A 24152-nucleotide genomic window follows, 5' to 3' on the forward strand; every position below is an offset into this window, starting at 1 on the left:
CAACATTAACAGCTAATCTTTATTATTCTATAAATTATTATTACTTCTCTCCTCTACCTTCAAAAAAGTTAAACCAAACTCCAAGATAAATCCCAAAGACAATTGTAAATAAAACACAATTTCTAACCCCAATAGCGCTATTACCAAATACAGTATTAATATCAGCCAGTTTATTAAAATTATCTGCTGAATTAGATGCTTTTATAAAGAAATTATCACAAAACTTAACTGACCATCCACAAGGTATCCATTGCCATATTCCATCTCCAAGCCCTGTAATCAGCAAAGCTGATAATAAGCTTTCAAGTATGCCCATTCCTATCGATGCTCCACTTCCTATTTTAATACTCAACCATAAGTGAAATAAATAAAAGAAGATTTGAGCTCCAAATATAATAAAAATTATATTTAAGTAAAAATTTAGTGGTAGAGTATTTTGCCTTAAAATAAATTGAAATCCAGCGAAAAAAATGCCAACCGCTAAACTAAGCGAAAATAAACCTGTAAGAAGTAGAATTAATATTTTACTCAAAAGACACATTCCTTTTCCATATTCTATAGATAGCATTTCTTTAAATTTTCCAGCCATTACTTCTTGTTCTATAACCATTGAACAAACAATTCCGATTAATACAGGAAATGTTAATGATAATACTTCTAAATATCCATTTATTTTGTTTACAGAATTCCAAGTTGAAAATGAATAATATTCCAAAAATATTATTGCTCCTATAATTGGTAAACAAATATGAATCCAATAAAAAGGTGTGTGCTTCATTTTTATAAAGTCTGCCTTAAATAAACGAAGAATTTTCATTATGTTACTTCGCCTCCTGTCTATCATACCATTTAGCTGTTAAATAAGTTATCAATATAAATAAAACTATTGAAATCCCGATACCAAGAGGTATACCCCAACTCTTAAGTAGCTCTGGTGTAAAAGTTTGACTTTCTGGTTTAGCTATTAAACCATTTGGTAATAATTTTAAAATTGGACACATTAGTCTAGATGTATACGAAAAAGGATTTATCCACCAAAACTCCTTTACTGCCATAACTATAGAAAATATATTAACTGCTAGGCTTAATACTATAGTTGGAAATAGTCCTATTTTATTTCCCAGAAAAAAGTATAATGGAACCTGCCACATTGAGGTTATAATGATCACTAAAGTTCCGGCTAAACCACTTAACATCGAAATATGTGATATACTATCCATTTTAATAAAGTACACACTTAACTCTCCAGCTATAAAAATGACTATACAAGAAATAGCTATATTTTTTACTCCCACCAATATTTTAGCAATCCATATTTTATTTAAATCTACTGGAAGTGATATAACCGCTTTATTTTTCATAGAACCATCAATCCTTGATAAAAGGCAACTGCCTAGCGAGATAACTCCAGGAAGTATCAACGTATACCACCAATTATAAATATCAACCTGAAAATAATTTGATGCTAAAAATCCCGAAAGAAGAATTACCATAATTGGTGCTATCCATACTAACTTCTTTACAAACGTATGATTTATCTTCATATTTTCTGAAATAAAATATTTAAGCATCATTATTTCTCCCTCCTATATCTTTTAGCAATATCCATAAATAATTTTTCTAAATCTTCACCTTTTTTTAGTTCTCCTTGATATCCTAAAATACCGCCAGATATAATTCCAATATGATCAGCAATCTGTTCTACTTCACTTAGCATATGGCTTGATAATATTACTGTAATACCTTTCTTTGGAAAAGATCGTATTAACTCTCTTAATTCTTGTATTCCAAATGGATCAAGTCCATTAGTTGGCTCATCTAAAATTAAAAGTTTAGGATTATTAAGTAGTGCAATAGCAATGCCCAATCTCTGCTTCATCCCCATAGAAAATTGTCCTGCTCTCTTTTTTCCTGTATCTTCAAGCTCTACTATATGAAGAACTTCTTCAATTCTTGAGTCCGGTAATCCAAGTACTGTAGTACGAACCTTTAAATTCTCTTTTGCCGTTAGATTTTCATATAAAGGCGCTGATTCTATTAATGAGCCAATTTCGCGTAAATCCTTTCTACTCCATTTATGTCCATCAAATAAGATTTCTCCTGAATTTGCTCTAAGCATTCCCGTAACCATCTTTAATAGCGTTGACTTTCCTGCTCCATTTGGACCAAGCAACCCATATATTGAATTCGCTTTAACTGATACTGAAATGTCTTTAACTGCTTCTTGCTTTTTAAAGTTTTTACATAAGTTTTTTGTTTCTAAAATAAATTCGTTCATCTTCACTCCTCCTCTTATAATTAAATAATAAGCCTTAATTATAAGGAATTTATAAGGAACTGAAATTTAAGAAACTTACTTGTATTTAAAAATAAAAAATCCCTCAGTAACGCTTTCGTACGGCATTACTGAAGGTATAATTTCTTTAGTCTTCAATTTAATATATATAATATTTTATAAATATATATGTCGCAATTCACAATGCACAATTCACAATTACAGCTAAAATTCTTACAATATTTTTAGAATTATGATAAAGAATTATTTTTGCAATATATATATTTTTTTCTGAATAATAAATTATTGTTCTTTATGCTATTTTATCATTATTAGTATAACTATCTCTAAGTTTTAAGTAATAGGTAGCCACTGTGACGTTCATATAAGGAACCACCCATAATAGCCCTATACATATTGGAATCATTCCAAGTATTATCCACCCTAAAAAACTTAAAGTAAGGACGAAGTACTCAAATTTATGCCCTTTCATAATAGCTGAGCTCTCTTTTAAACATTCAGTTATTGACTTATTATTATCATCAGCTAAAATAAAAAATGATTGTGAAAACATATATATAAATATAATGCCTGGAACTATCACTAAAAATAATCCTATGGTAACAATTATAGTCAATAAAATATATAGGCCTACAGCTTTATGAATTATTGAAAATCCTGAAAATATATCTGTAAATTTAGGGTTACTATCTCTTTCAGCATAGTTTAGAGAAAATTTGCATATGCCAACTCCTATTGCTGCACTAACAAATATTGTTACTAAAAATACTATTAAACTCAAACCAAAACTTTCTCTAACAACTCTTAAAATTAAATTAAAAATAATTGGAATTAGAAATCCAGCAACAAAAATTCCTCCAATGGCCAGTCCCCACCTCCCTTTTAGTTGATCTTTGGCATATCTCTTCAGTTCTGCCCTAGTATTCATAAAAATTCCTCCTTAAATTGAAATACCTTTGATATTTATGCAGGGAGATTTAACATTATGCTATATTTATATTTTAATTTACAGTAATCGCATGAATTTATAAATATACATTAATCTTTTGTATAATTTATATACTTTTTGTAAAAGTTTTCATTCGAGTAATTCATAATTTCAACATAATTATCTATCTTGCACTTAACTTCTATATTAATATTTCATAATTAAGGATATATCACACAATTTGCATTAAATATCAGTTATAAAACTGCAAATAAAAAGACTGTTATAAAATAAATTTTTAGAACAACATAAATAGTCTTTAATAAAAAAACAGTACTTATATTGTTCTATCTTTTATTCTAAAACAGCCACTTTTATTTTATATTACAGCCTTATAATACAGCTAAAATTTCATCATCTTTCTGAATATAAAGCTTTATCTTACTAATTCTTTTTTCCTTTACTTCTTCTATTTTAAAGATCAAGTTTTCATATTCTATCTCTTGTTCATCTGTATTACTAGGAATACGTTCAAGAATTTCAATAATAAAACCACTCATAGTATCATAATTCTCACTTTTAATATCTGTATCGAAGTAATTATTAAAATCATTAATTGAAAGCATACCTGATATCATAAAAGTGTCATTATCCATTTCTTCTATTGATGGCTCATCCTCATCATATTCATCATCTATATTTCCCATGACTTCTTCTATTAAATCCTCAATAGAAACTATACCTGAAAATCCCCCATACTCATCTACTAATACAGCAATATGCTTTTTAGTACTTTGAAGCTCCTTAAATAACTTATCAATATTTCTATTTTCTGGAACAAAATAAGGTGGATGCAATATGCTTCTTATATCCACATTTTCAAATCCATATTTTCTTGCTTCACTGAAGAAATCCTTCATATAAAGAATACCAATTATATTATCAGTATCATCTTCGTAAACAGGAACTCTTGAATATCTTTCATCAATCAATTCATCCAAATATTCCATTAATGGATCTTCTATATTAATCATATATACTTCTGTTCTCGGTGTCATTACTTCACATGCTAATTTATCATCAAACTCAAATATGCTATTTATCATTTCTGTTTCAGTCTTATTTATGACTCCATGTTCTAGTCCAGCTTCTACATAAGATTTGATTTCCTCTTTTGATACTTTTTCACCTAAATCCTCTTTATCGAGCCCAATCAGTTTAACTAATATATTAGTTGATGCTGAAAGCAACCTTACAAATGGAACTGCAATTTTAGCTATAATAACTAATGGTTTTATACAGAACATTGCAATAGCTTCTGATTTTTTAAGCGCTATTCTTTTTGGAAAAAGTTCTCCAAATACCAGGGTGATATAAGATAATACAATTGTTACTAATGCCAATGCAACTTGTCCACTATAAGGAACATTAAGTCCCTTTAAATAAAGAGCTACATCCTTTGATAGTCCTGTTGCTGCTGAAGCACTACTAAAAAATCCTGCAAGCGTTATTCCTACCTGTACAGTAGATAAAAAATTAGTAGGCTCTTCCATAAGTTTCAATAAAAGCTTGGCCTTCTTATTTCCTTCTTCCTCAAGAAGCTTTATTTTATTTTTATTTAATGATACTATAGACATTTCTGCTGACGCGAAAAATGCATTGATCAAAGTCAATATGACTATTAAAATTAATTGTGACGTGATACTCGTCTGTTCCGGGTCTAAATCCATAAAAATATTTCCTCCAACATAAAATTTTTTTAATATAATCATATCACAAGAAATATTTAAAGTAAAATTTCAATTAATTCAAATATTCCTTATTTACATATAATATTAAGTGTTATAGCAATTTGATTCACTAATATTTAAATTTTATAAAATATTATATTAATACTGGGAGTTGCATATGCATTAATTAACTTATTTCCTTATATAAATCTTTTATTATATTCTCTTTCATTAATACTGAACTCAAGTCCTGTTACTTCTTAGTATTTATACGATACATTTATATTCTTATTTGTTGGTGAAATAAATTTTACTGACTATTACCATAAAGATGACAAGTTAGGATAATTGACTTTTTAATTGTTCTTTATCCATTGTATACTTTAATCTTTTAATTTCATTACCATGATCTAACACAATTATTTCAGGCACATTTCTAACATTATATTTTCCTATAAGATTTTTCTTTGTGGCTATATTTACTTCTTTAATCCTATAGCAATCAACTAATTCCCTATTTACCTCTTCTAGCAGTGTTCTAAATCTTAAGTTTTCATTAACTAAAGCATCTAAAAATAATAACAATACTCTTTTTTCACTTTTTAGAATACTTTCATTAAAGTCATTTAATTCTTCAATGTAACGCTCAGCTGCCACAGCCGCAGTTGCTCCATCACCAGCAGCGGAAATAACCTGTCTTAAATATTTAACTCTATTATCTCCTATTGCATAAACTCCTTCAAAGCTAGTTTCCATAAGTTCATTTGCAGATATATACCCTCTTGAATCAACTTCAAGACCGCTATTTTTTAGAAAATTAGTTGATGGCACCATACCTACAAAGAAAAATACTCCTTGGCAGTTTACCTCTTCTATATTTCCAGTCTTTAAGTTCTTAATTTTTACGCCTTCTACATTTTCATTCCCAAGGACTTCCTCTATGGTTGAATTCCAGATAAACTCCATTTTTTCATTATTGAAGGCCCTTTCGCTACTTACTTTATTACAATCTAGAATTCCTTCATCATGAAGCACTATGACAGTCACTTTACTTGCAAACTTTGTGATGTACATTCCTTCTTCAATGGCCTGATCACCACTTCCAACTACTACAACATGTTCTCCTTCAAAAAACTCTGCATCACAAGTTGCGCAGTATGCTACTCCATTGCCTTGGAGTCTCTTTTCCCCAGAGATGTTTAATGATCTAGGTTCGCTGCCACAAGCTATAATAATAGCCTTAGCTAAGAATTGCTTTCCTTTTTTAGTGGTAATGAGTTTTTCTCTTAAGGACAAATTAGTATCTACAACCTCATCTCTTAGAAACTCAACTCCAAAGCTCTCTGCGTGTTTCTTAAAGTTTTTCATAAGTTCTGGTCCGCTGATTTGTTCATAACCAGGATAATTAACTATTTCCCTTGTTGTATTTACGAGACCTCCAACTACTCCTTTATTAATTACCAGAGTTTTAAGTTTAGCTCTTCCCCCATAAATTGCTGCTGAAAGTCCTGCAGGTCCACCACCTATGATAATTAAATCGTAGGAATTAGTCATATCACTCATACTTTCAATCACTCCTCAAAAACTTCCTCAATTTTTTCTTCAACTACATCATCTTCCACATTACCGGCTAACTTTCCTTGGTACTCACCGTCTTTAAAAAACAGAATTTGAGGAACACCTTTTAAAGAAAATCTCTGAAATAAATTCTTTTGTTCTTCAACGTCAACATAATAAAAATTATACTTACCATCGTATTTTGATTTTAAATCTTCTAAAATTGGTAATACACCTTGGCATACACTACAGCTTTCTCTAGAAAAAATCACTAGACTTGACTCAGCATTATCATATATAATTTCATCAAACTCATTAGAGTCTAAATGTTGTAAAGACATACTATTCACTCCTCTATAATTATTTTAAACCCATAATTTTAAGAGACTATAATGCCGGACGCCTTATAATCAATATGTTAAATAAATTTATTATAATAATAAGCGAAACTTCTATTCGATTATTATTTAGTTTTCCTTATAAATTTTATGCCTATTTTAAAAAGCAGCTATCACAGTTCTTACTTTCCGATAGCACTAATTTTTTATTAAAACAGATGAACTTGTTATTTTTTCGGATATTCCTAAATATCTTCTGAAAAAATTTGATAAATTGGAGCTCCTTCACACTGTGCTGGGTAACGTAAGCCTAGCAATACAGAAACTGAAGGCGCAACATCAACTTGCCTTATAATACGTTCAGTTTTAAATCCTGTCTTAATACCAGAACCTGCTGCTACAAAGATTGGTGAAACTGATGTATCAAAATATCCTTCTGAAGTTGAAAGGCTATCTCCGTGGAGTCTGTTATATTTTTCTTCGATAGAGAAGAATATATCACCACATTCTGGTCCATGGGTACCAATTAAGACAGCATCTTTATTTCTAAGGCATATGCCCACAACTCTTTTACCAGTTTTATCATCTCTGTAATTATACAAGTCAGAGATTATTTGTTCTTCTAAATCATATTTATCTTTAGGATCTACAATACCATATTTATCACGGCCTTTTAGATTAATATAAATATAATTACTACGAATCTGAACAGCTCTTGTTTTATCCCAATCTACTTCTCTTGTTGAATTACCATCTTTATCTTTTTTCAAAACTGTATACCCAAGCTCTTCCATGACTTTTGTATTTAATCCGCCATATTCACCTAAAATTGGAGGTACATTTTCTCCAACCATAAGCCCATGATCACTTACAAGTAATACAGTCCATCCTTCATCTAATAGATGCAGGAATTCACCAATATAATCGTCTGTTTGTATATAGAATTTTTCAATAAATTCCTGATATACTTTTTCATCAGTGTAATCCCATGGCTCAAGCGTCTTAGCAAGATGCCATAATTGATGTCCTGCACAATCAATATTATGAAGATGAGAGAATACTACATCATATTTTTTCTCCTTAATGCAATAATTAAGACAATCCGCCTGCCACTTATCGTAAATTGCCCAGGATGGTTCAAAGATTTCTCTTACTAGTTCATCATCTTCTCCACCGATTAAGCTAACAGGCGGAACATGTCCAACATTCTCAGTAATATCTTTGTATAAAGATTTTTGATGCCATAATTGATCATTGGAGATGTCAAGAGCATTACTAATCCAAACTCTAACTTTATTGCCTTGTGGATCAAGTTCTAAAATCTTCATTGAACGACATGCAGGCTTTGTCACTTCTTTCTTTGTAACATCGTCTATTATACCTGTTACCATCTTATCTTTCTCTAGAATTACGATTGGTTCATCTGCTTTCTTATTTTTATAAATTGCTACTTTATCATATTCACCAGCTTCATTTTTAAGAATTAAGGCTGGACGTCTAGTCACACCACTTGAAGTTATTATAGTGAATTCTTTTGCTCCTTCTGGCGCGTTTTTCCAACCTTTTGCATCTTTAAGTGGAGAATTTACAATATCATAAGCCACTTTACTTCCAATAACAATTTCCGTATCATTATCATCCATAACATAAGTACGTATTTCACCGCCTTGACGGGCTGTATCTCCCCACCAAAGTTCCATCATTTCGTCATCAACTTCATCGTCTAAAGTGCCTTCTAAATCTGTAATTATGCAACCAACACCTGCTGGCTTTTCGACTCTTGGTGCATAACGAACCTCTTCGATTTCAGGCGAAGCAACAATAACTTTTTCCCAATCAAGTTGTGCAACTCCCATATTAACAGATCCTGGCTGAGTTCCATCAACAACACTTAAGTTTTCACTATGAGAAGTTGGCGGCCAAGAACTGCCTGGCCAATGCCAAACTAATGTTTTTAAATCAGCTTCTGATGTGATATTCCAAATCTGTTCAGCAGTGCAGTTACGCGAATCCATATTATAAACAACTGCATCAAGACTTTCAGGGGATTGTCTCCAATAACAAGTAATTCCATGTGTTCCTGGATAAGCACCTGTAGCAAGTGTTGTCCAACAAGGCGGTGTAATTGTTGGAATTGCACCAATTTGTCTTAAATCATCTCTAGCTGAACCACGTTCAATCAGCTTTTTTAAATTTGGCATTTTTCCTTCTTTTAAAAATTTTTGACTCACTTTTGGATCCATGCCATCTACACCCAAAACCAATAATTTTTGAGTAAGTGCTGCTCTTTTCATAATATTTATCTCCCTTCAACAATTCTGTCGTTAATACCTACACCAAGAGAACAATCAACAAAAAAATTTCTATTACTCTTAATATTGATACTTATTTTTGTGAATAGATCGTGCGCTTTCTTTGATATAGCGTATAATTTGTTAAACTTCATTTTCTAAATCATTTCCCTGAATCAATTCTATTAATGAATCTCTAAGCTCTCCAAATTCTTCTGAAACTCTGATTTTTTTAAAGCTATTATCATCATATTGTTGAAGTGGATTTTTAAAATCACTTACAATTCTTCCCGGATTAGCATTCATCACAATAATCCTGGTTGATAAAAGAATCGCTTCTTCCACATCATGGGTAATAAAGAAAAAGCATTTATTAGTTTCTTTCCATATCTTCTTTAGATGTTTTTGCATAGCTTCTCTCGTTAATGCATCTAATGCACTAAAAGGTTCATCAAGCAGAACTACTTTTGAGTCTGCCGCTAATGTTCTTGCAATTGCTGCACGCTGCTTCATACCTCCAGACAATTGATGAGGAAGCAGTTTTCTGGCTTTTTCTAAACCAACTAAGTCAACATAATGATTTACGATTTCTTCTCGCTCTTTTTTAGGAATCTTCTTCATCTTAGGTCCAAATTCAATATTCTTTTCAACACTTAACCAAGGAAAGATGTTAGGCTGCTGAAAAACAACTCCTACATCTGGATTTGGCTTAGTGTGAGGTGCTCCATTTATAAGTACTTGCCCTGAGATATCTGTATTATATCCAGCGATAGCATTTAATAATGAAGTTTTCCCACATCCAGATGGCCCAAGAACACAAACGAAATCATCATCAAATAATTTAAGCTCAATGTTATTTAAGACATTCGAATACTCTTTTCCATTTTTATATATTAAATTAACATTCTTTAATTCAACAGAACAATTTGCTTTTCTCTCTTCTGGTCTATTTATTTCAACTAACGATTCCATATTATATCTCCTCTATTAATTATATAAATCGTTTCTTACTGCCTTTTTGAAAGTTTCAATATCTGGTGAAGTAGTAACTGCTTTTTGAGTTAACAAGAAATCACTTGTATCCTTTAAAATTTGTGGTAGCTTGCCTTGATTGTCTGATGTTCCTATATATTGTGCTTGCTCAGACTTATCTAAAACAGAAATTTGATTCATAGCTTGCTTTGTATCCTCAGCGCTTAATCCAAGTTCTGCTGCTAATGTTTTTACTACATCATCTGATTGAGTTTTATATGACTTAGTAGCTTCATCTAATATATCAATATATGCCTTAACTACATCTGGATACTTAGCTGCAAAGTCATTATTTACAATACCAAATTCACCAGTAACAGCTCCGCCTTTAGCAACATCTTCAGATGAAAGTATTACTTTTCCACCATCTGAAACTAGCTTTGATTGTGCTGGCTGCCAAATATAAGCTCCATCAATTTCCCCTCTGCTCCATGCCGCTATAATGTCTTGTGCACTCATATCTAAAATAGTTACATCTTTTTCTGAAATATTATTTTGTTTTAATGCAGCAAGTAAGCTATAGTGTGAAGTTGAACCAAATGGAGTTGCAATTTTTTTGCCTTTTATATCTGCTACAGACTTAATTCCAGATGTATTTTTTGCAACAAGTGCCTCACTTGAACCGATTATATCATGTAAATAATAAATTTTATAAGGAAGATCATTAACAATTCCAGTTGTTCCTGGAGGTGTACCAATTGTTGCTATATCTATAGATCCACTAGCCATTGCAGCATTTACATCACGTCCAACATCAAATTGAACATACTTAATTGAAACCCCCGGGAATTTTTTTTCAAGTAACTTTTCTCCTTTTGCAAGAAGTTCTCCATTTGGAGACTGAAAATATCCTAAACGTATTTCTTTTGGCAAAGCTGAATCTGAAGCTTGAGTATTTCCTGTCGTACTAGCTGTTTTTGCTCCTGAGCAGCCTGTTATTAAAATACCAATAGATAAAATAGCTGACAGAAGTACTGTATATTTTTTAATTTTCATAAATAACACTCCTTTAAATATCTCTATGTACTTGCTTGTACATTGATTGATTTTATTAATAATCTACTATTACTCAATATAAAGAACTTTCTATTTTTTTATTTTTCTAGCCATGGTGAAGCCTTCCTAATCAAAAATCTCACAAAAGAATCTAATATAATTGCTATAATTCCCATAATTATAACTCCAACATATACAATATCATTTCTAAGATATTTACTTGCATCTAATACCATCCAGCCTATTCCTGATACAGCTGCAACCATTTCTGCTGCAACTAAAGTTGCATAAGCAACACCAATAGCTGTTCTAAGACTAGTTAATATATCTGGTAAACATGATCTGAAAATAACACTAATAAAAAGATTTATTCCACTTGCCCCTAAAGATTTAGCTCCATTAATTCTATCTATTGGTACCTTTTGAACGCTAAATATAACCCCAATTAATAAAGGTGCAAATGCATTTAAAAATAATAAAATAATTTTAGATTCATCTCCAATTCCAAACCAAAGCACAATTAATGTATAATACGCTAGTGGTGGAAGCGGACGATAAAATTCAATAAACGGATCTATAATCGCCCTTACAATCCTTGAACTGCCTGCAATAAGTCCTAAAGGAACACCAATTATTATCGCAAAAAAAATAGCAATGAAAAGTCTCTCCATACTTATTGCAATATGAGATAACAAGCTTTCTCCTTTATAACCTTGCTGAACTAATTCAATAAATGCCTGCCATACTTTTTGAGGAGATGGAAGAAATACTTGATTAATCAAGCCTTTACTTGTGGCAATTTCCCATACAATAAAGAAAATGACTACAGAGGTAAAAGAAATGCCAATATAAAAAATTTCACCTCTTTTTCTTTTCACTATTCTCGCAGCTGTGTCTTGATTATTCATATAGATTAATTTCCCTCCCCCATTTCTTTTTACAGCTATTTTTTAAATTCTTATTTTTCATACACATCCCCCTTCTTTACTTTTCCTATAGAATTACTATGATTTAATTTTAAATATATCTTACTAGACCATCCAAGTATTGTCAATAAAAAATACTATAAAACATATCAAAAAAGTAAGATTTATTTTTCTAAGGAATATATGGTAACTTACAATATGTTTATATATTAATATAAATCCTGATAATATTACGCTGTTCAGTAAGTTCAATTATTGAACAATGTAATACTATCACTGTTCAATGTTCAACGCAATAAGTTCATGTATTTTTTTCATATTTATAGTAAAATAATTGTGATATATATTTACACTAACTAGATAAGTACGCCCTCAACAGTACTTATGAAAATTATTTTTCACTATTGGATTCCAAATTACGTTTTATCATAAAAACAAAAAATGCTTGAAGCCTCTATTTTGCTCTAAGCATTTTATAACTTACTTTTTTCACGGTATTAATATATGAAAATCTTAAATTTAAGTATCATCCTAGTTACTTTTCGAATAACTCATTGGTTTTTATTTCTTGATGACGATATCGACCTCTTTTAATGTTGATTTTTTATATTATATAACCTTTTGCGGACACTACTGAATACAAGCAAGGTAAAATTCACACTTATGTCCCCACTTTGGCTTTTCATTAACTATGATAAAAATTACATAAAAACAATAGCAATATCAAATAGAGACAGCACTGTACAACTACCTTGCTCTCTCTATTTCTTAATTTTTATTATAAAAAATCTATTACTCTAATTACATCTAATACTATTTATGCACCTTACAGCAGCTTCTTTTGCATCTTGGCACCCTTCTTGTGCACCTTCTTGGTATCCTTGACAATATCCTTCTTCACGCCCTGCTTCTACTCCTGCACAATATCCATCCTTATATCCTTGGTTATAAGCATCTTCTAATGCACCAGCTGAAGGATAATTTCTTCTACAACGGCATTGAACATTTTCCCCAAGAGTTCTATTACAATTACATCGTACATTTTCTCCAAGAGTTCCGTTACAATTATTATTATTATTATTACTTACAGCTCCAAGAGTATTAGAATTTCTATATCTTCTTCTATGACATCTGTATCCCATTTCTTTTCCTCCGTAAATTATCAAATTTATAATCTTTTGATTAAACTTCTAATTATATACTATGCTAATTTACTATATTTGTTATTGCTTTTACAATATATACTCCAATAATTGCTCATAAAATAGAAATTCCGCATTTTCATAAATATTAATAAAAGTTCAACAATAATTTCGTATAAAAATTTCAACTTTACGTATACTAAAAATGGGTTTATTCTTAAACCTAGGCATTCATTCTTTGCCCCTTTATCGGGGCTTTTTTAATATATACAAATAATATTAATACTATAAATTTAATCTATATATAAATAGTATGTACTTCTATGAAGAAAATTTTTCACTATACTAATCATATCGTTATCTTTATGTTAAAAGATAACGTTGACCATAAAGCCACTCGTGCCAGTAAATTAATATCCTATGTTACCTTTATATAATTTGTACAATCTTTAAATAGACAATATAGCATATTAACACATTTCTCAATGCACAAATCTATGTCTTTAATTTCATCATCAAATTTAATCTTATGGCATACATCATCTGTTATAAAAAATGAATAATGGTAGAATAATCTTTCTTCCTCTTCGCTGTTAAAAGGTATAGATAAAGCTTTGAAAATTTCTTTGATTTTATCTTTTCTCTGCTCATCATATTCTTTCCTCAAAGCAGCTACATCTTTATCTAAGAGTGTTAATGCTTCCATTTCATCATGAAAAGTTTTAGAACAGTCGTGATAATCTAACATCATCTTTATAAATACTTTAAATAGTGGTTTTACTACTTCAGCATTATCAAATTCCTTATCAGCATTTTCTAACCAATAATCATGACTTGGATAATCAAAACTTTTGTTAATTCTTTCAATTACCTTAAGATAAATTTCCTTCTTATCTTCAAAATAGGCATATACAGAACCTGTCGCTACATTGGCTTCATTAGATATATCTGCTGTCGTAGTATTATAATAACCTTTTTCATTAAATAGTTTATAAGCTGCTTCTAAAATTCTATCATATTTTTCTAAAGCTCTTTTTTGTGTTGGTATTCTTGTCTTTCTTTCCATCTTTATCACCTATTTAAATAATAAAATATAAAAAAATAAAAGTCAATAAAATATGAAATTCATTTCATGTATTGACTTTTAATTTTTTCCAGTATATTATATAAACATGAATTTAATTTCATATTCATATAATAAAGATTTTGGAGGTCATCATGAATAAAAAACAAAAAGTATTAGCATTTATCTCACTGGCAATAGCTTGCTTCTTAACAGTATTAGATTCAACCATAGTTAATGTATCTTTGCCTTCTATGGCTGATTACTTCAACACAGATATAACAGGAATATCATGGGTAAGTACCGCTTACTTGATTCCATTCTCAGCTCTTTTAATAAACTTCTCTAAAATCGCAGATATTTTTGGAAGAAAGAAACTATTTATAATTGGTCTTATAGTATTTGGTATTTCATCAATACTTTGTGGTCTTTCCACTTCCCTTTCCATGATTATAATTTTTAGAATAATGCAAGGGATAGGTGCTGCAATTCTCGCTCCATTAGCCATTCCTTTAGGTATCGAATTATTTGGTAAAGATGCTATGTCAAAACTTGCCATTGTAATTGGTATGACAATTTCTATAGCTGCAGCTTCTGGTCCTGTTGTTGGAGGAATATTAAATGAAGCCTTTGGTTTTAAAGCAATATTCTATGTAAATGTTCCTTTTATAATCATCTCTTTAATCTTTGGAGCTCAATGTCTTACAGAATGTTATGATAGAACAATTGAAAAGCGAATAGATTTTATTGGCTCTATATTATTAGCTTACGGAATCGGAGCACTAACCTTTTTCCTTGTTAAAGGAAGCTCATATGGCTGGGGCAGTACAAAAATTGTTACTTTAATAATAACCTCAGCAATTTCAATTATTGCTTTCCTAATATATGAATTAAGATCAAAAAATCCAATGATAGAATTTAAATTATTTAAAATAAGAAGCTTTACTTCTTCAATCATAATAGTCGGAGTAATATTCTTTGCTTATATGCCTATATCTTATTTAATGAATTTCTATCTAGAAAACCAATTAGGTTATTCTGTCTTAAAATCTGGACTTATTTTAGGTATAGTAAGCGGTGTCTCATTTCTCACCTCTCCAATATTCGGCATTATATCTAAAAAGTATGGTGCTAGAGTTATTTCATTATTAGCAATAATTTTTGTATCTTTAGGTGATCTTATGTTTGTATTTATGAATAGTTCAAACAATATGAAGATAATTTATGGCTCATTCATTGTAGTAGGACTTGGTGTTGCTTCAACCTCTCCATTATATAAAAGTGCATTTGACGAGGTTTCAAAAGATAAGAATGGTATGGCTTCAGGAATATTGAACAGCTTTAGGCAACTAACTGCATGTTTAGCTATAGCCTTAGTTTCAACATTAAGCAGCTATTACACTACTCAATCTATAGATAATTCAAAAAGCAGAATAATCGAACTTGTTAATAACAATACAGTTCTTGAAGATCAAGTGAAATCTACGATAATTGATAAAATAAAGACTGCATACACAAGCAAAAATACTTCCTTTTCGAAAGATATGGTTGATAAATTAATTAAAGACAAAGAGGATACTGTGTTAGCTTCTGTTCCTAATAAAATGAAGCCATCTATAGAAGAGAACTTTAATACTCAAACAAAAGAGATCCATAAGGTCTTAGATGACATGACTGTCATAAAAAATGATGAAAGTAATAAAGTTTATAATAAGTGCTTCTTGCTTACAGCAGTTATTGCAATTTTAGGATTAGCAGCAGTACCTTTTAATAAAATGAAAGAAACTGAACTTGCAAAAAACAAACCAGAATTCGTAGTATGAATATTTCGAAACAATCATTGAAATGGCATTAATATTTTCAGTAAAATAATTCTTATCATATTATAATATAGAAGTTTTATTTCTCAATATAATATTTATTTTTCAGCATTCTGTTGATAATTATGATGCTTAATTTCAATTACAGTAAATAAGCCCAAGACAGTTCGATATGTCTTGGGCTTATTTTTTACCATAGCTATTGACTATAGATGCATTACTATCTATAGTCAATTCTTCATTCTAGCTAAAATGATATGCACTCATTTAAATTATTTTTACATAATAAATTTATTATTCACTTTTTATCTATTAACCATTAAATCATAATAAATATAACTTTAATTTATAAATCGAAATATTTACTCCATAAATTTCGGTTAAATTGTTACTCCAAACTGTGGCGAATGAGTAACTATAAATTCCGCTCCTCCCATTCCCATAGCAAAGAACACTAAAATAATAACTAATATTATTGCACTAAAATCATATTGCATTTTTTCTTGATTATTTATTATATAAGCTGCGATAATCTCTATTCCAACACTTACTAAAATAAGTGGCCACATTGATACAATTAAAAGAACATTGAGATTAGTTATAAACAATCTTAGTAAAAACATTATCCCAAATATAACTAAAGCAAGTCCTGAGGTTAATGTGCCTACCTTACGCCCCTTAATCATCTATCTCACTCTCCATTTTTTTCCCTTTGATAAGTTTTATACCAAGTGTAACTATTGCTACTCCTATGATTACTTTAGGAATGTCCCTCATTAAATCATAAATAATAAAGCGGCGTAATTCGTATGGAATATATGGTTCTAAAATACTCATTATATTTTCTATAACTAAATATACACCTAAAAATAAGCATATAACACCTACTGCAAGCCTGCGTTTCTCAAATATATCTTTGTCTAATTTTGCTAGCTTATCAATAGAAAACAAGTACTTATCCTCTAAAAGTAAAAGTTCGTCGTCATTTAAATTCATTCTATTAGTACAATCAAAGAAAGAATAAAACCAAATAAGTGGTGCTATATATAATAGCGGTCCTATGTTAAGCCAAGAAGAAAGAAATATTAAAAAGAAGAATACAGACATAAAAGATACTCCTATTTTCATAAATCCCATATACATATGTCCTGCACCTGGCAACATTGAAAAAACAAAAGTCAAAAATCTACTTTTTCTCTTGATCATTATTAAAAACCTCCAGTTTAATTATTTTTTCAGAAAAGTTATTAAGATTTACATTAACCGAATCTACAATCCTAGAATCCAATGGTCTAACATGATTTGTCGCTGTATTAACCAAAGAATTTAATCCATTTGAAAAAACCAATACTAATGCCACACTAGCTGCAACTGCAACTTTAACACAATAAAAACGGAACTGAATCTTGCTTTGCCTCTTACTTTTTATTTTAATTTGTACTTTTTCTTGAAAACCTAAAGGAGCTTCTGCAAGTTCATCTTCTTTAAAACTATCAGCAAATTCACCAGCACACATTTGACAATCACTAATATGTTCTAATATATCTATCATTTCTTCGTCGCCCAAAATATCAAACTTTAGCATGGTTAATGTTTCTTCAGTTAAATGACCTTCTTTATCAAATAATCCATTATTCACATGAACTCCTCCTTCCATAAATCCTTTAACATTTTTTTTGACCTGTAAAGTTGCGTTTCCAAAGTTTTAATATTCTGCCCGGTTTCCTTTGCTAAATGTGATAGTTTGACATCTTTGCAAAAATAATTTATAGCTACAGTTCTATATGGCTCTTTTAGCTTGTTGCATAAAATTTGTATTCTCTCTGTAGTATTCTTTTTAACTACTGTTTCCTCTGGCGAATCTCCTCTATACTCAAGATCTTGATATTCATCTTCTGACAAGCTAACTGTTTTTCTTGCCTTACTCTTAAGATAATCCTTACATTTATTTGCAGCAATTTTAGCAAGCCAAGCCTTAAGGTTATCACCATCAAAGCCTTCCCAATTTTGATATGCTGATAAAAATGTTTGCTGAGCCAAATCTTCAGCATCAAAATAATTTTTTGTGAAGGATAAACAAATAGTGATAATTAACCGTTCATATTGTTTTATGCAATTTGGAAATTGTTCTTTTTCAATATCTATCACCACCTTAATTAATCCTTACATTAAATATAACGATTAATAAATAAAAAACACTTCAACTTTTTTAAAAATTATAAAAATTTTATTGATTTAAGTTAATTATCTTTGTTTTCTCACTATAAAGAGTCTTATTCTTATAAACCATTTTATAAGAATAAGACTCTTAAAGTTAAAATGTCACTATTTATTTCTGCTACAGACTTAGCATTTGTTTTTTCAGCCAACAATTTTACAATAGAAAGTCCTAATCCAGTACTCCTTGAATTTCTTGATTTATCAGCTGCATAAAATTTATCAAATAATAAGATTATACTGCCATTTGAAAAAAGCATATGACGTATTGTGAGTTCCACATGAATAAATTTTTTTAAACGGGACAACCTAACTCTATGTGTATTTCAAATAATTTACTAACTATGGAGGACAACAATGAAGCTTTTTAAAAATGCACTATCTCTTATAATAATTTCAATATTACTCTTGCATAACATTGAAATCTCTGTATACGCCAGCCCAAATGTTAATTCTCAAAATCAAGTTAAGATTGCAGTATTCTTAAGCAATTTTAGTTCACCGTTTATTTCTAATTTTAAAAAAGATCTAGAGGAAGTTGAAAAAGAAAATAAAAATAGAATCCTGTTTACATTCTTTGATTCAAAAGGTAATGAAACTATTCAAAATCAAAATATTGATGAGTCATTCAATCAAAGCTTTGATCTTTTTGTGGTAGACTTGGTTAACTCTAGCACAAATTTTTCACAAAGTGCCCTTAGCAAAATATTCAGCCGTAATATTCCGCTAATTGTAACACTAATTCCAAGTGAACCAATAATAAATTGCATTAGAACTTATAATCGAGCTGTTATAATAGGTGCGGACGATGCCCAATCTGGTTCCCTTCAAGGAAAGATTCTTATTGACACATGGACTTCTAATAAAGAAACCCTAGATAGAAATAAAGATAATGTAATTCAGTATATTATTCTAAAAGGACCCATTGGCGATCCATCAACACCTTTAAGAAGTAAATATTCTATTCAAACAATTAATGATGCCGGTATAAAAACAGAAGAACTCTTATCGTCTACATGTAATTGGAATAAAGATTGTGCAAGAGACGACATACAATCTTCCATTCTAAATCTATATAGTAAGGTCGAGGTTATAATTTCTAATAATGACGCTATGGCTATTGGCGCTATTGAAGCACTTCAAAAATATGGTTTTAATAAAGGCGGCAATTCAAGATGCATTCCAGTTGTTGGTGTAGATGCAATACCAGAATCTAGGAAACTAATAGATCAGGGCATTATGACAGGTACAGTTATTCAAGATACTCGTGCTTATGCAGATGCCATACATTCTGTAGGACTGAATTTAATTTCTGGTGCTCATCCACTTAGTCATACAAACTATGAATTTGATGGAACTAGTCCTATACTCAAATTGACTTTTCAAGAATATATAAAAAAATAATAAATTTCTATTTTTATAAACTTTATTCTATAAATAATTTCTTATAAGTCATATAAATGTTTATACTCTCATAAAATTTATAATTAACATTTTCTTAAATGCAAATAGGAGAACTTCCTCCCATTCAGGTTTAGTTCTCCTATTTGCTCATAATATGTCATCATCTAAATTTCTAGCTGTTTGTTTCTCTAATTGTTTTATTGCATTTTTGCCCCCATTTTTTGCAATCTCTAATAGCTCTGAAAGACTTGATGAAATATCTCTACTTGCAAAAACTTCTAATAACATTGGCATATTAACTCCAGTTATGACCTCCATATCTTCCTTTTCTAATGCAATCATACTAGCAGCATTAAATGGACTTCCCCCGAAGAGATCAACCATGACTAAAATTCCTTCTGTACAATTTAATTCTTGTATAAGTTTATTGTATTTATCTAATAAATTTTCAATTCCCTCTCCTGGCTTAAACGTAACATATCCAATATTCTTTTGTTCTCCATAAATCATTTCTGCCGATTTAACTAACTCTTTAGATAAATCTCCATGAGTTCCTACAATTATTCCTATCATTTAAATTACCCCTTTTAAAGTTTTTTAGGTTAAGCTCTCTATATTAATGATATAATATGACATTATATTGTCAAGTTATATATTATATATTTATATGTGAGGTGATATTATGCAAATTAGCAGATTGTTTCAAATTATATATATTCTACTCAAAAGAAAATCCATAACAGCTAGGGAGCTATCAGAGCATTTCGAAGTATCTGTCAGAACAATTTATAGAGATATTGATGCTCTATGCCAAGCTGGAATTCCTATATATTCAAGTCAAGGTAAAGGAGGCGGTATTTCATTAGTAGATAAATTCATTTTTGATAAATCACTATTTTCTGAAGTTGAACAGGATAAAATTCTACTTGCTCTACAGAGCCTTTCCGCTGTAGGATATGATGATATTAATGACGTATTATCAAAATTGAGCAATCTTTTTCAGAAAAGTGATGTTAATTGGATTGAAGTTGATTTTTCTAATTGGGGTAGTGAAAGAAAACAAAAAGAGATCTTCAATCTAATAAAAGAATCAATACTAAAGCAAAAAGTAATCAATTTCTCATATTTTAGTGCTGACGGTATGAAAAGTAATAGGTATGTTGAACCTTTTAAATTGTTATTTAAAGATAAAGCCTGGTATCTACAAGGATATTGTCTTGAAAGAACAGCGTTTAGAACCTTTAAGATAACTCGAATGAATGATATTAATATTACAGATGAAAGTTGTATACATCAATATTTACAAGATCTTATGGATGATTCACCATCAGAAAAATTCAATGAACTAATTCATCTTAAACTAAAAATATCTTCAGAAGGTGCCTATAGAGTATACGATGATTTTGATGAAGAAAATATAACTATCGATAAAGATGGCTCTTACTCCATAGACATTTCGATGCCTGAGGGTGAATGGATTTATAATTATCTTCTTTCCTTCGGGACAATGTTAGAAATTATAGAGCCTATAGATATTCGAAACGAAATTATCAACCGCTTAGGTAACATGATAAATAAATATACTTCTAAAACTTGACATAATGTAGTCAAGTTTAGTTTATTACAATAATAATAAATAAAATTTAACTGTATAAGGATTACGTTATTAAAATATTTTAGTATATTTTAAATTCAAATTATAATAAAATATCAAGTTTTTTGATACAGTAGTTACAAGGAGATTATGAAATACTTATGAGTGAACCATTAAAAAATATTTATACGTTAGAATTTTTAAATGATTTTGCAAATAAAATACACAATGTTTATGCAGAATTTAATAAGAGCGATTTTGTTGCTTCAGTTTTAGCTTATCCGTGGGATGAATTACCTTTAAAGGCTCGTATTCATAGAATAGCTGAAATATTAGGTAACTACCTTCCTAATGATTTTGAAAATGCCCTAAATATCTTATTCTCTATTAATAAGAGTTGCGTAGGTTTTCCATATCTATTCTTTCCAGATTTTGTTGCTACTTATGGGAATCAAGAGAAGAACTTTGAGCTCTCTATGGATGCTTTAGAACGTTTCACTCAACAGTCATCTTCAGAGTTTGCGATTCGACCATTTTTATTGAGTGATCCTCGAGGTGTAATGGAATATATGATGAAATGGTCATTATCTCCTAATGAACATGTGCGACGTCTTTCAAGTGAAGGCTGTCGACCACGTCTTCCTTGGGGAATAGCTCTTCCGATGTTTAAAGCCGATCCATTACCTGTTTTTAAAGTGTTAGAAAATTTGAAAGAAGACGACTCTCTTTATGTTCGTAAGAGTGTTGCTAACAACCTTAATGACATTTCAAAAGATAATCCTGACGCTGTTTTAGCGATAGCGGAGAATTGGATATGTCATAATCAAAATACTGATTGGATTTTAAAACGCGGCTGCCGTACCCTTATTAAAAGAGCTAATCCCAAGGCAATGTCACTCTTTGGTTACACTAACTCTTCAGCTGAAAATCCCATATTTAGAAATGCCTCAATCTCTGCTCAACCTAACCAACTTAAAATTGGAGGCAGTTGTGAGTTAAATTATTCACTGGATATAGGCTGGGGTTCTCCAGTACATATCCGCTTGGAATATGGCATTGATTTTATAAAATCAAATGGTAAATCATCACGTAAATTATTCTTTTTATCTGACAAAACATTGTTACCTAATGCACATTTACAAGGTACGCGTATACATAGCTTTACAGATCTTACTGTCCGTAAGCACTATCCTGGCATTCATAAAATTGTTCTTATAGTTAACGGTATAGAGGCCGCACAGACTAAATTAAATATTTTAGGAGGCAAATATAATTATAAATAACCTACTATTGAAATTAAAAGAGAGAGACATCAATAATATTAAACAAACACTGTAAATGTATTATCGCAATATATATTGAATTCAAATGATATCCATATTACATGAATATTTTTACGAAGATTTCATATAATATAGATGTTTTCATGATTTAAACTATCCACTTTCAGCCCCATTATTGGGGCTTTTTTATTTATCCTGAAAATTATTTTTAACTTATAGATATACTTAGATTAAGTATAAACTTTTTCTTAAAACGTATAATACATTTATAAGTACACAGGATTGGAGGATTTAAATGAAAATATTAAAAAAGATATTAGCTATAACTGCAATTACCATAATATTTAGTACGGTACTTAGAAGCATCTTTCTCAATAATACAGCTATTGCAGAAGATTCTAAACAAAGAACTACTATTAGAGTTGGCCTGTTTTCGGCAGATCTTAATGATGATTACCTTATATTTCTCCGTAAAAATTTTGAAGATATACAAAATCAACATCCGAACGAAGTCATCTTTACATTTTATGATGCGAAATTCAATCAATCAACACAAAATGCCGAACTTGATACCAAACTTAATGAAGGAATTGATTTAATATTGCTAGATATGGTTAATGTTAACGATATAGGAGACTTAATTAATAAAATATCAAAATATGAAATTCCAGTAATAGTTTTTAATAGAGAACCACTTACAATGGATGCTATAAAATCATATAAAAAAGCCCTATATGTAGGTACTGATTCAAAACAAGCTGGTACTTTACAAGGTAAAATTATTACTGATGCTTGGAATAATCATAAAGATTTAATTGATAAAAATAAAGATAATGTATTACAATACATTATGCTTATTGGTGAAAGACTTAATAAAACATCTATAGATAGATCTGCATATTCTATTTCAACTATACAGCAGGCTGGAATTAAAACAGAGGAACTTGCGTCACCTGTTTTAAATTGGGATAGAGAAACAGCGCAAAATACTGTTGATGCATTATTCCTAAGACTTGGAAGTAAGGTGGAAGCAATAATTTCAAATGATGATTCTATGGCAATTGGTGCAACTAAAGCATTACAAAAATATGGCTATAACACTGGAAATAAATCCAAAGTAATTCCTATTGTTGGAGTAGATGGCGTTCCTGAAGCTAAAGAATTAATTTCAAAAGGCTTTATGTTAGGCTCTCCTGTTCAAGATACTAGTGTTATGGCTAACGCTATTTATACAATAGGTTCTAACTTAGTTCATGGAATAAATCCTATTGAAGGAACACCATACAAATTAGATGAATCTGGAGCTGCTATTCGTATACCATACGAAGAATATACTGGCCCAATGTTTCAATAAAAAATTAGATAATAAAAGCATATAATTTTTATAAATTTATTTTATTAACTAATAATTATTATTGACTAATTCAATTATTATGTATATAATAGTCTTAAAGATAACACTCTCATTTTTTTCTAATTATGTCAGCTAAATTTTAAACACATAGATTATTTTAATCTTAAAATATACACAAATA

The 24152-nt window shown here is 30.0% G+C and carries 24 protein-coding genes; 5 read left to right on the forward strand and 19 right to left on the reverse strand.

Annotated elements, in window-relative coordinates; translation table 11 throughout:
• Window positions 1–40: 40 nt before the first annotated feature.
• The 13 genes from L1S46_RS15415 to L1S46_RS15475 form a co-directional block, all read right to left on the reverse strand.
• Window positions 41–817 carry a lantibiotic immunity ABC transporter MutG family permease subunit gene (locus L1S46_RS15415; RefSeq protein ID WP_238900368.1) on the reverse strand — a complete coding sequence of 259 codons (777 nt, stop codon included), beginning with the start codon at window positions 815–817 and terminating at the stop codon, window positions 41–43.
• A gap of 4 nt (window positions 818–821) precedes the next feature.
• Window positions 822–1571, reverse strand: a complete 750-nt coding sequence (locus L1S46_RS15420; protein ID WP_238900405.1) for a lantibiotic immunity ABC transporter MutE/EpiE family permease subunit — start codon at window positions 1569–1571, stop codon at window positions 822–824.
• Between the two features lie 2 nt (window positions 1572–1573).
• Window positions 1574–2278: a lantibiotic protection ABC transporter ATP-binding protein gene (locus tag L1S46_RS15425; RefSeq protein ID WP_238900369.1), complete on the reverse strand. Its 705-nt coding sequence runs from the start codon at window positions 2276–2278 to the stop codon at window positions 1574–1576.
• Window positions 2279–2588: 310 nt separating this feature from the next.
• Window positions 2589–3224 (reverse strand): DUF975 family protein, encoded by a 636-nt coding sequence (locus tag L1S46_RS15430; RefSeq protein ID WP_238900370.1) that lies wholly within the window; start codon window positions 3222–3224, stop codon window positions 2589–2591.
• A 392-nt stretch (window positions 3225–3616) separates the two neighbouring features.
• Window positions 3617–4954, reverse strand: a complete 1338-nt coding sequence (locus L1S46_RS15435; protein WP_023976038.1) for a hemolysin family protein — start codon at window positions 4952–4954, stop codon at window positions 3617–3619.
• A gap of 339 nt (window positions 4955–5293) precedes the next feature.
• On the reverse strand, window positions 5294–6517 hold the full coding sequence (trxB, locus tag L1S46_RS15440) for a thioredoxin-disulfide reductase (RefSeq protein ID WP_238900371.1): 1224 nt from the start codon (window positions 6515–6517) through the stop codon (window positions 5294–5296).
• An 8-nt stretch (window positions 6518–6525) separates the two neighbouring features.
• A complete protein-coding gene (locus L1S46_RS15445) occupies window positions 6526–6852 on the reverse strand; it encodes a thioredoxin family protein (protein ID WP_238900372.1) in 327 nt (108 codons plus the stop codon).
• 242 nt (window positions 6853–7094) lie between these two features.
• Window positions 7095–9143, reverse strand: coding sequence for an alkaline phosphatase family protein (locus L1S46_RS15450; protein ID WP_238900373.1), 2049 nt, complete (start codon window positions 9141–9143; stop codon window positions 7095–7097).
• A gap of 141 nt (window positions 9144–9284) precedes the next feature.
• Entirely contained in the window at window positions 9285–10112 is an 828-nt protein-coding gene (locus L1S46_RS15455) for an ABC transporter ATP-binding protein (protein ID WP_238900374.1), read from the reverse strand.
• A gap of 15 nt (window positions 10113–10127) precedes the next feature.
• Window positions 10128–11168, reverse strand: coding sequence for an aliphatic sulfonate ABC transporter substrate-binding protein (locus L1S46_RS15460; RefSeq protein ID WP_238900375.1), 1041 nt, complete (start codon window positions 11166–11168; stop codon window positions 10128–10130).
• A gap of 98 nt (window positions 11169–11266) precedes the next feature.
• The gene (locus L1S46_RS15465) at window positions 11267–12076 is read right to left on the reverse strand and encodes an ABC transporter permease subunit (RefSeq protein WP_023976042.1); all 810 of its coding nucleotides are present in this window, start codon (window positions 12074–12076) and stop codon (window positions 11267–11269) included.
• Between the two features lie 815 nt (window positions 12077–12891).
• Entirely contained in the window at window positions 12892–13236 is a 345-nt protein-coding gene (locus tag L1S46_RS15470) for a hypothetical protein (RefSeq protein WP_238900376.1), read from the reverse strand.
• A 418-nt stretch (window positions 13237–13654) separates the two neighbouring features.
• Window positions 13655–14302: a TetR/AcrR family transcriptional regulator gene (locus L1S46_RS15475; RefSeq protein ID WP_017211011.1), complete on the reverse strand. Its 648-nt coding sequence runs from the start codon at window positions 14300–14302 to the stop codon at window positions 13655–13657.
• 152 nt (window positions 14303–14454) lie between these two features.
• On the opposite strand from L1S46_RS15475, the gene L1S46_RS15480 reads away from it, so the two are divergent.
• Complete coding sequence (locus L1S46_RS15480) at window positions 14455–16122, forward strand: MFS transporter (RefSeq protein ID WP_023976043.1); 1668 nt, start codon at window positions 14455–14457, stop codon at window positions 16120–16122.
• A gap of 377 nt (window positions 16123–16499) precedes the next feature.
• Here L1S46_RS15480 and L1S46_RS15485 read toward each other — a convergent pair whose 3' ends face one another.
• The 5 genes from L1S46_RS15485 to L1S46_RS15505 form a co-directional block, all read right to left on the reverse strand.
• Window positions 16500–16805 (reverse strand): hypothetical protein, encoded by a 306-nt coding sequence (locus tag L1S46_RS15485; protein ID WP_023976044.1) that lies wholly within the window; start codon window positions 16803–16805, stop codon window positions 16500–16502.
• Window positions 16798–17325, reverse strand: a complete 528-nt coding sequence (locus L1S46_RS15490) for a hypothetical protein (RefSeq protein ID WP_023976045.1) — start codon at window positions 17323–17325, stop codon at window positions 16798–16800. Before L1S46_RS15490 ends, L1S46_RS15485 begins: the two co-directional genes overlap by 8 nt.
• Window positions 17306–17758, reverse strand: a complete 453-nt coding sequence (locus tag L1S46_RS15495) for a hypothetical protein (protein WP_023976046.1) — start codon at window positions 17756–17758, stop codon at window positions 17306–17308. Before L1S46_RS15495 ends, L1S46_RS15490 begins: the two co-directional genes overlap by 20 nt.
• Window positions 17755–18267: a sigma-70 family RNA polymerase sigma factor gene (locus L1S46_RS15500; protein WP_026015777.1), complete on the reverse strand. Its 513-nt coding sequence runs from the start codon at window positions 18265–18267 to the stop codon at window positions 17755–17757. The genes L1S46_RS15495 and L1S46_RS15500 overlap by 4 nt, the downstream gene beginning before the upstream one ends.
• Before the next feature lie 143 nt (window positions 18268–18410).
• A complete protein-coding gene (locus tag L1S46_RS15505; protein ID WP_238859309.1) occupies window positions 18411–18617 on the reverse strand; it encodes a hypothetical protein in 207 nt (68 codons plus the stop codon).
• A 76-nt stretch (window positions 18618–18693) separates the two neighbouring features.
• On the opposite strand from L1S46_RS15505, the gene L1S46_RS15510 reads away from it, so the two are divergent.
• The gene (locus L1S46_RS15510) at window positions 18694–19740 is read left to right on the forward strand and encodes a galactose ABC transporter substrate-binding protein (RefSeq protein WP_238900377.1); all 1047 of its coding nucleotides are present in this window, start codon (window positions 18694–18696) and stop codon (window positions 19738–19740) included.
• Between the two features lie 147 nt (window positions 19741–19887).
• Here the strand turns inward: L1S46_RS15510 and L1S46_RS15515 are convergent, their stop codons facing one another.
• On the reverse strand, window positions 19888–20313 hold the full coding sequence (locus tag L1S46_RS15515; RefSeq protein WP_238859305.1) for a mannose/fructose/sorbose PTS transporter subunit IIA: 426 nt from the start codon (window positions 20311–20313) through the stop codon (window positions 19888–19890).
• A 109-nt stretch (window positions 20314–20422) separates the two neighbouring features.
• Here L1S46_RS15515 and L1S46_RS15520 point away from each other — a divergent pair, with 109 nt between their 5' ends.
• The 3 genes from L1S46_RS15520 to L1S46_RS15530 all read left to right on the forward strand — a co-directional run bounded on the left by L1S46_RS15520 (window position 20423) and on the right by L1S46_RS15530 (window position 23971).
• The gene (locus L1S46_RS15520) at window positions 20423–21337 is read left to right on the forward strand and encodes a YafY family protein (RefSeq protein WP_238900378.1); all 915 of its coding nucleotides are present in this window, start codon (window positions 20423–20425) and stop codon (window positions 21335–21337) included.
• 158 nt (window positions 21338–21495) lie between these two features.
• A complete protein-coding gene (locus L1S46_RS15525) occupies window positions 21496–22617 on the forward strand; it encodes a DNA alkylation repair protein (RefSeq protein WP_238900379.1) in 1122 nt (373 codons plus the stop codon).
• A 295-nt stretch (window positions 22618–22912) separates the two neighbouring features.
• Window positions 22913–23971, forward strand: a complete 1059-nt coding sequence (locus L1S46_RS15530) for a galactose ABC transporter substrate-binding protein (RefSeq protein WP_012059524.1) — start codon at window positions 22913–22915, stop codon at window positions 23969–23971.
• The last annotated feature ends 181 nt before the right edge of the window (window positions 23972–24152 follow it).

The organism is Clostridium sp. YIM B02500, from assembly GCF_022324665.1.
Classification (GTDB): Bacteria; Bacillota; Clostridia; order Clostridiales; family Clostridiaceae; genus Clostridium; species Clostridium beijerinckii.

Bases quoted from the DNA above. Each gene is read 5' to 3' on its own strand.
- L1S46_RS15415 (WP_238900368.1), bottom strand. From the start codon at position 817: ATGAAAATTCTTCGTTTATTTAAGGCAGACTTTATAAAAATGAAGCAC.
- L1S46_RS15420 (WP_238900405.1), bottom strand. From the start codon at position 1,571: ATGCTTAAATATTTTATTTCAGAAAATATGAAGATAAATCATACGTTT.
- L1S46_RS15425 (WP_238900369.1), bottom strand. From the start codon at position 2,278: ATGAACGAATTTATTTTAGAAACAAAAAACTTATGTAAAAACTTTAAA.
- L1S46_RS15430 (WP_238900370.1), bottom strand. From the start codon at position 3,224: ATGAATACTAGGGCAGAACTGAAGAGATATGCCAAAGATCAACTAAAA.
- L1S46_RS15435 (WP_023976038.1), bottom strand. From the start codon at position 4,954: ATGGATTTAGACCCGGAACAGACGAGTATCACGTCACAATTAATTTTA.
- trxB (WP_238900371.1), bottom strand. From the start codon at position 6,517: ATGAGTGATATGACTAATTCCTACGATTTAATTATCATAGGTGGTGGA.
- L1S46_RS15445 (WP_238900372.1), bottom strand. From the start codon at position 6,852: ATGTCTTTACAACATTTAGACTCTAATGAGTTTGATGAAATTATATAT.
- L1S46_RS15450 (WP_238900373.1), bottom strand. From the start codon at position 9,143: ATGAAAAGAGCAGCACTTACTCAAAAATTATTGGTTTTGGGTGTAGAT.
- L1S46_RS15455 (WP_238900374.1), bottom strand. From the start codon at position 10,112: ATGGAATCGTTAGTTGAAATAAATAGACCAGAAGAGAGAAAAGCAAAT.
- L1S46_RS15460 (WP_238900375.1), bottom strand. From the start codon at position 11,168: ATGAAAATTAAAAAATATACAGTACTTCTGTCAGCTATTTTATCTATT.
- L1S46_RS15465 (WP_023976042.1), bottom strand. From the start codon at position 12,076: ATGAATAATCAAGACACAGCTGCGAGAATAGTGAAAAGAAAAAGAGGT.
- L1S46_RS15470 (WP_238900376.1), bottom strand. From the start codon at position 13,236: ATGGGATACAGATGTCATAGAAGAAGATATAGAAATTCTAATACTCTT.
- L1S46_RS15475 (WP_017211011.1), bottom strand. From the start codon at position 14,302: ATGGAAAGAAAGACAAGAATACCAACACAAAAAAGAGCTTTAGAAAAA.
- L1S46_RS15480 (WP_023976043.1), top strand. From the start codon at position 14,455: ATGAATAAAAAACAAAAAGTATTAGCATTTATCTCACTGGCAATAGCT.
- L1S46_RS15485 (WP_023976044.1), bottom strand. From the start codon at position 16,805: ATGATTAAGGGGCGTAAGGTAGGCACATTAACCTCAGGACTTGCTTTA.
- L1S46_RS15490 (WP_023976045.1), bottom strand. From the start codon at position 17,325: ATGATCAAGAGAAAAAGTAGATTTTTGACTTTTGTTTTTTCAATGTTG.
- L1S46_RS15510 (WP_238900377.1), top strand. From the start codon at position 18,694: ATGAAGCTTTTTAAAAATGCACTATCTCTTATAATAATTTCAATATTA.
- L1S46_RS15515 (WP_238859305.1), bottom strand. From the start codon at position 20,313: ATGATAGGAATAATTGTAGGAACTCATGGAGATTTATCTAAAGAGTTA.
- L1S46_RS15520 (WP_238900378.1), top strand. From the start codon at position 20,423: ATGCAAATTAGCAGATTGTTTCAAATTATATATATTCTACTCAAAAGA.
- L1S46_RS15525 (WP_238900379.1), top strand. From the start codon at position 21,496: ATGAGTGAACCATTAAAAAATATTTATACGTTAGAATTTTTAAATGAT.
- L1S46_RS15530 (WP_012059524.1), top strand. From the start codon at position 22,913: ATGAAAATATTAAAAAAGATATTAGCTATAACTGCAATTACCATAATA.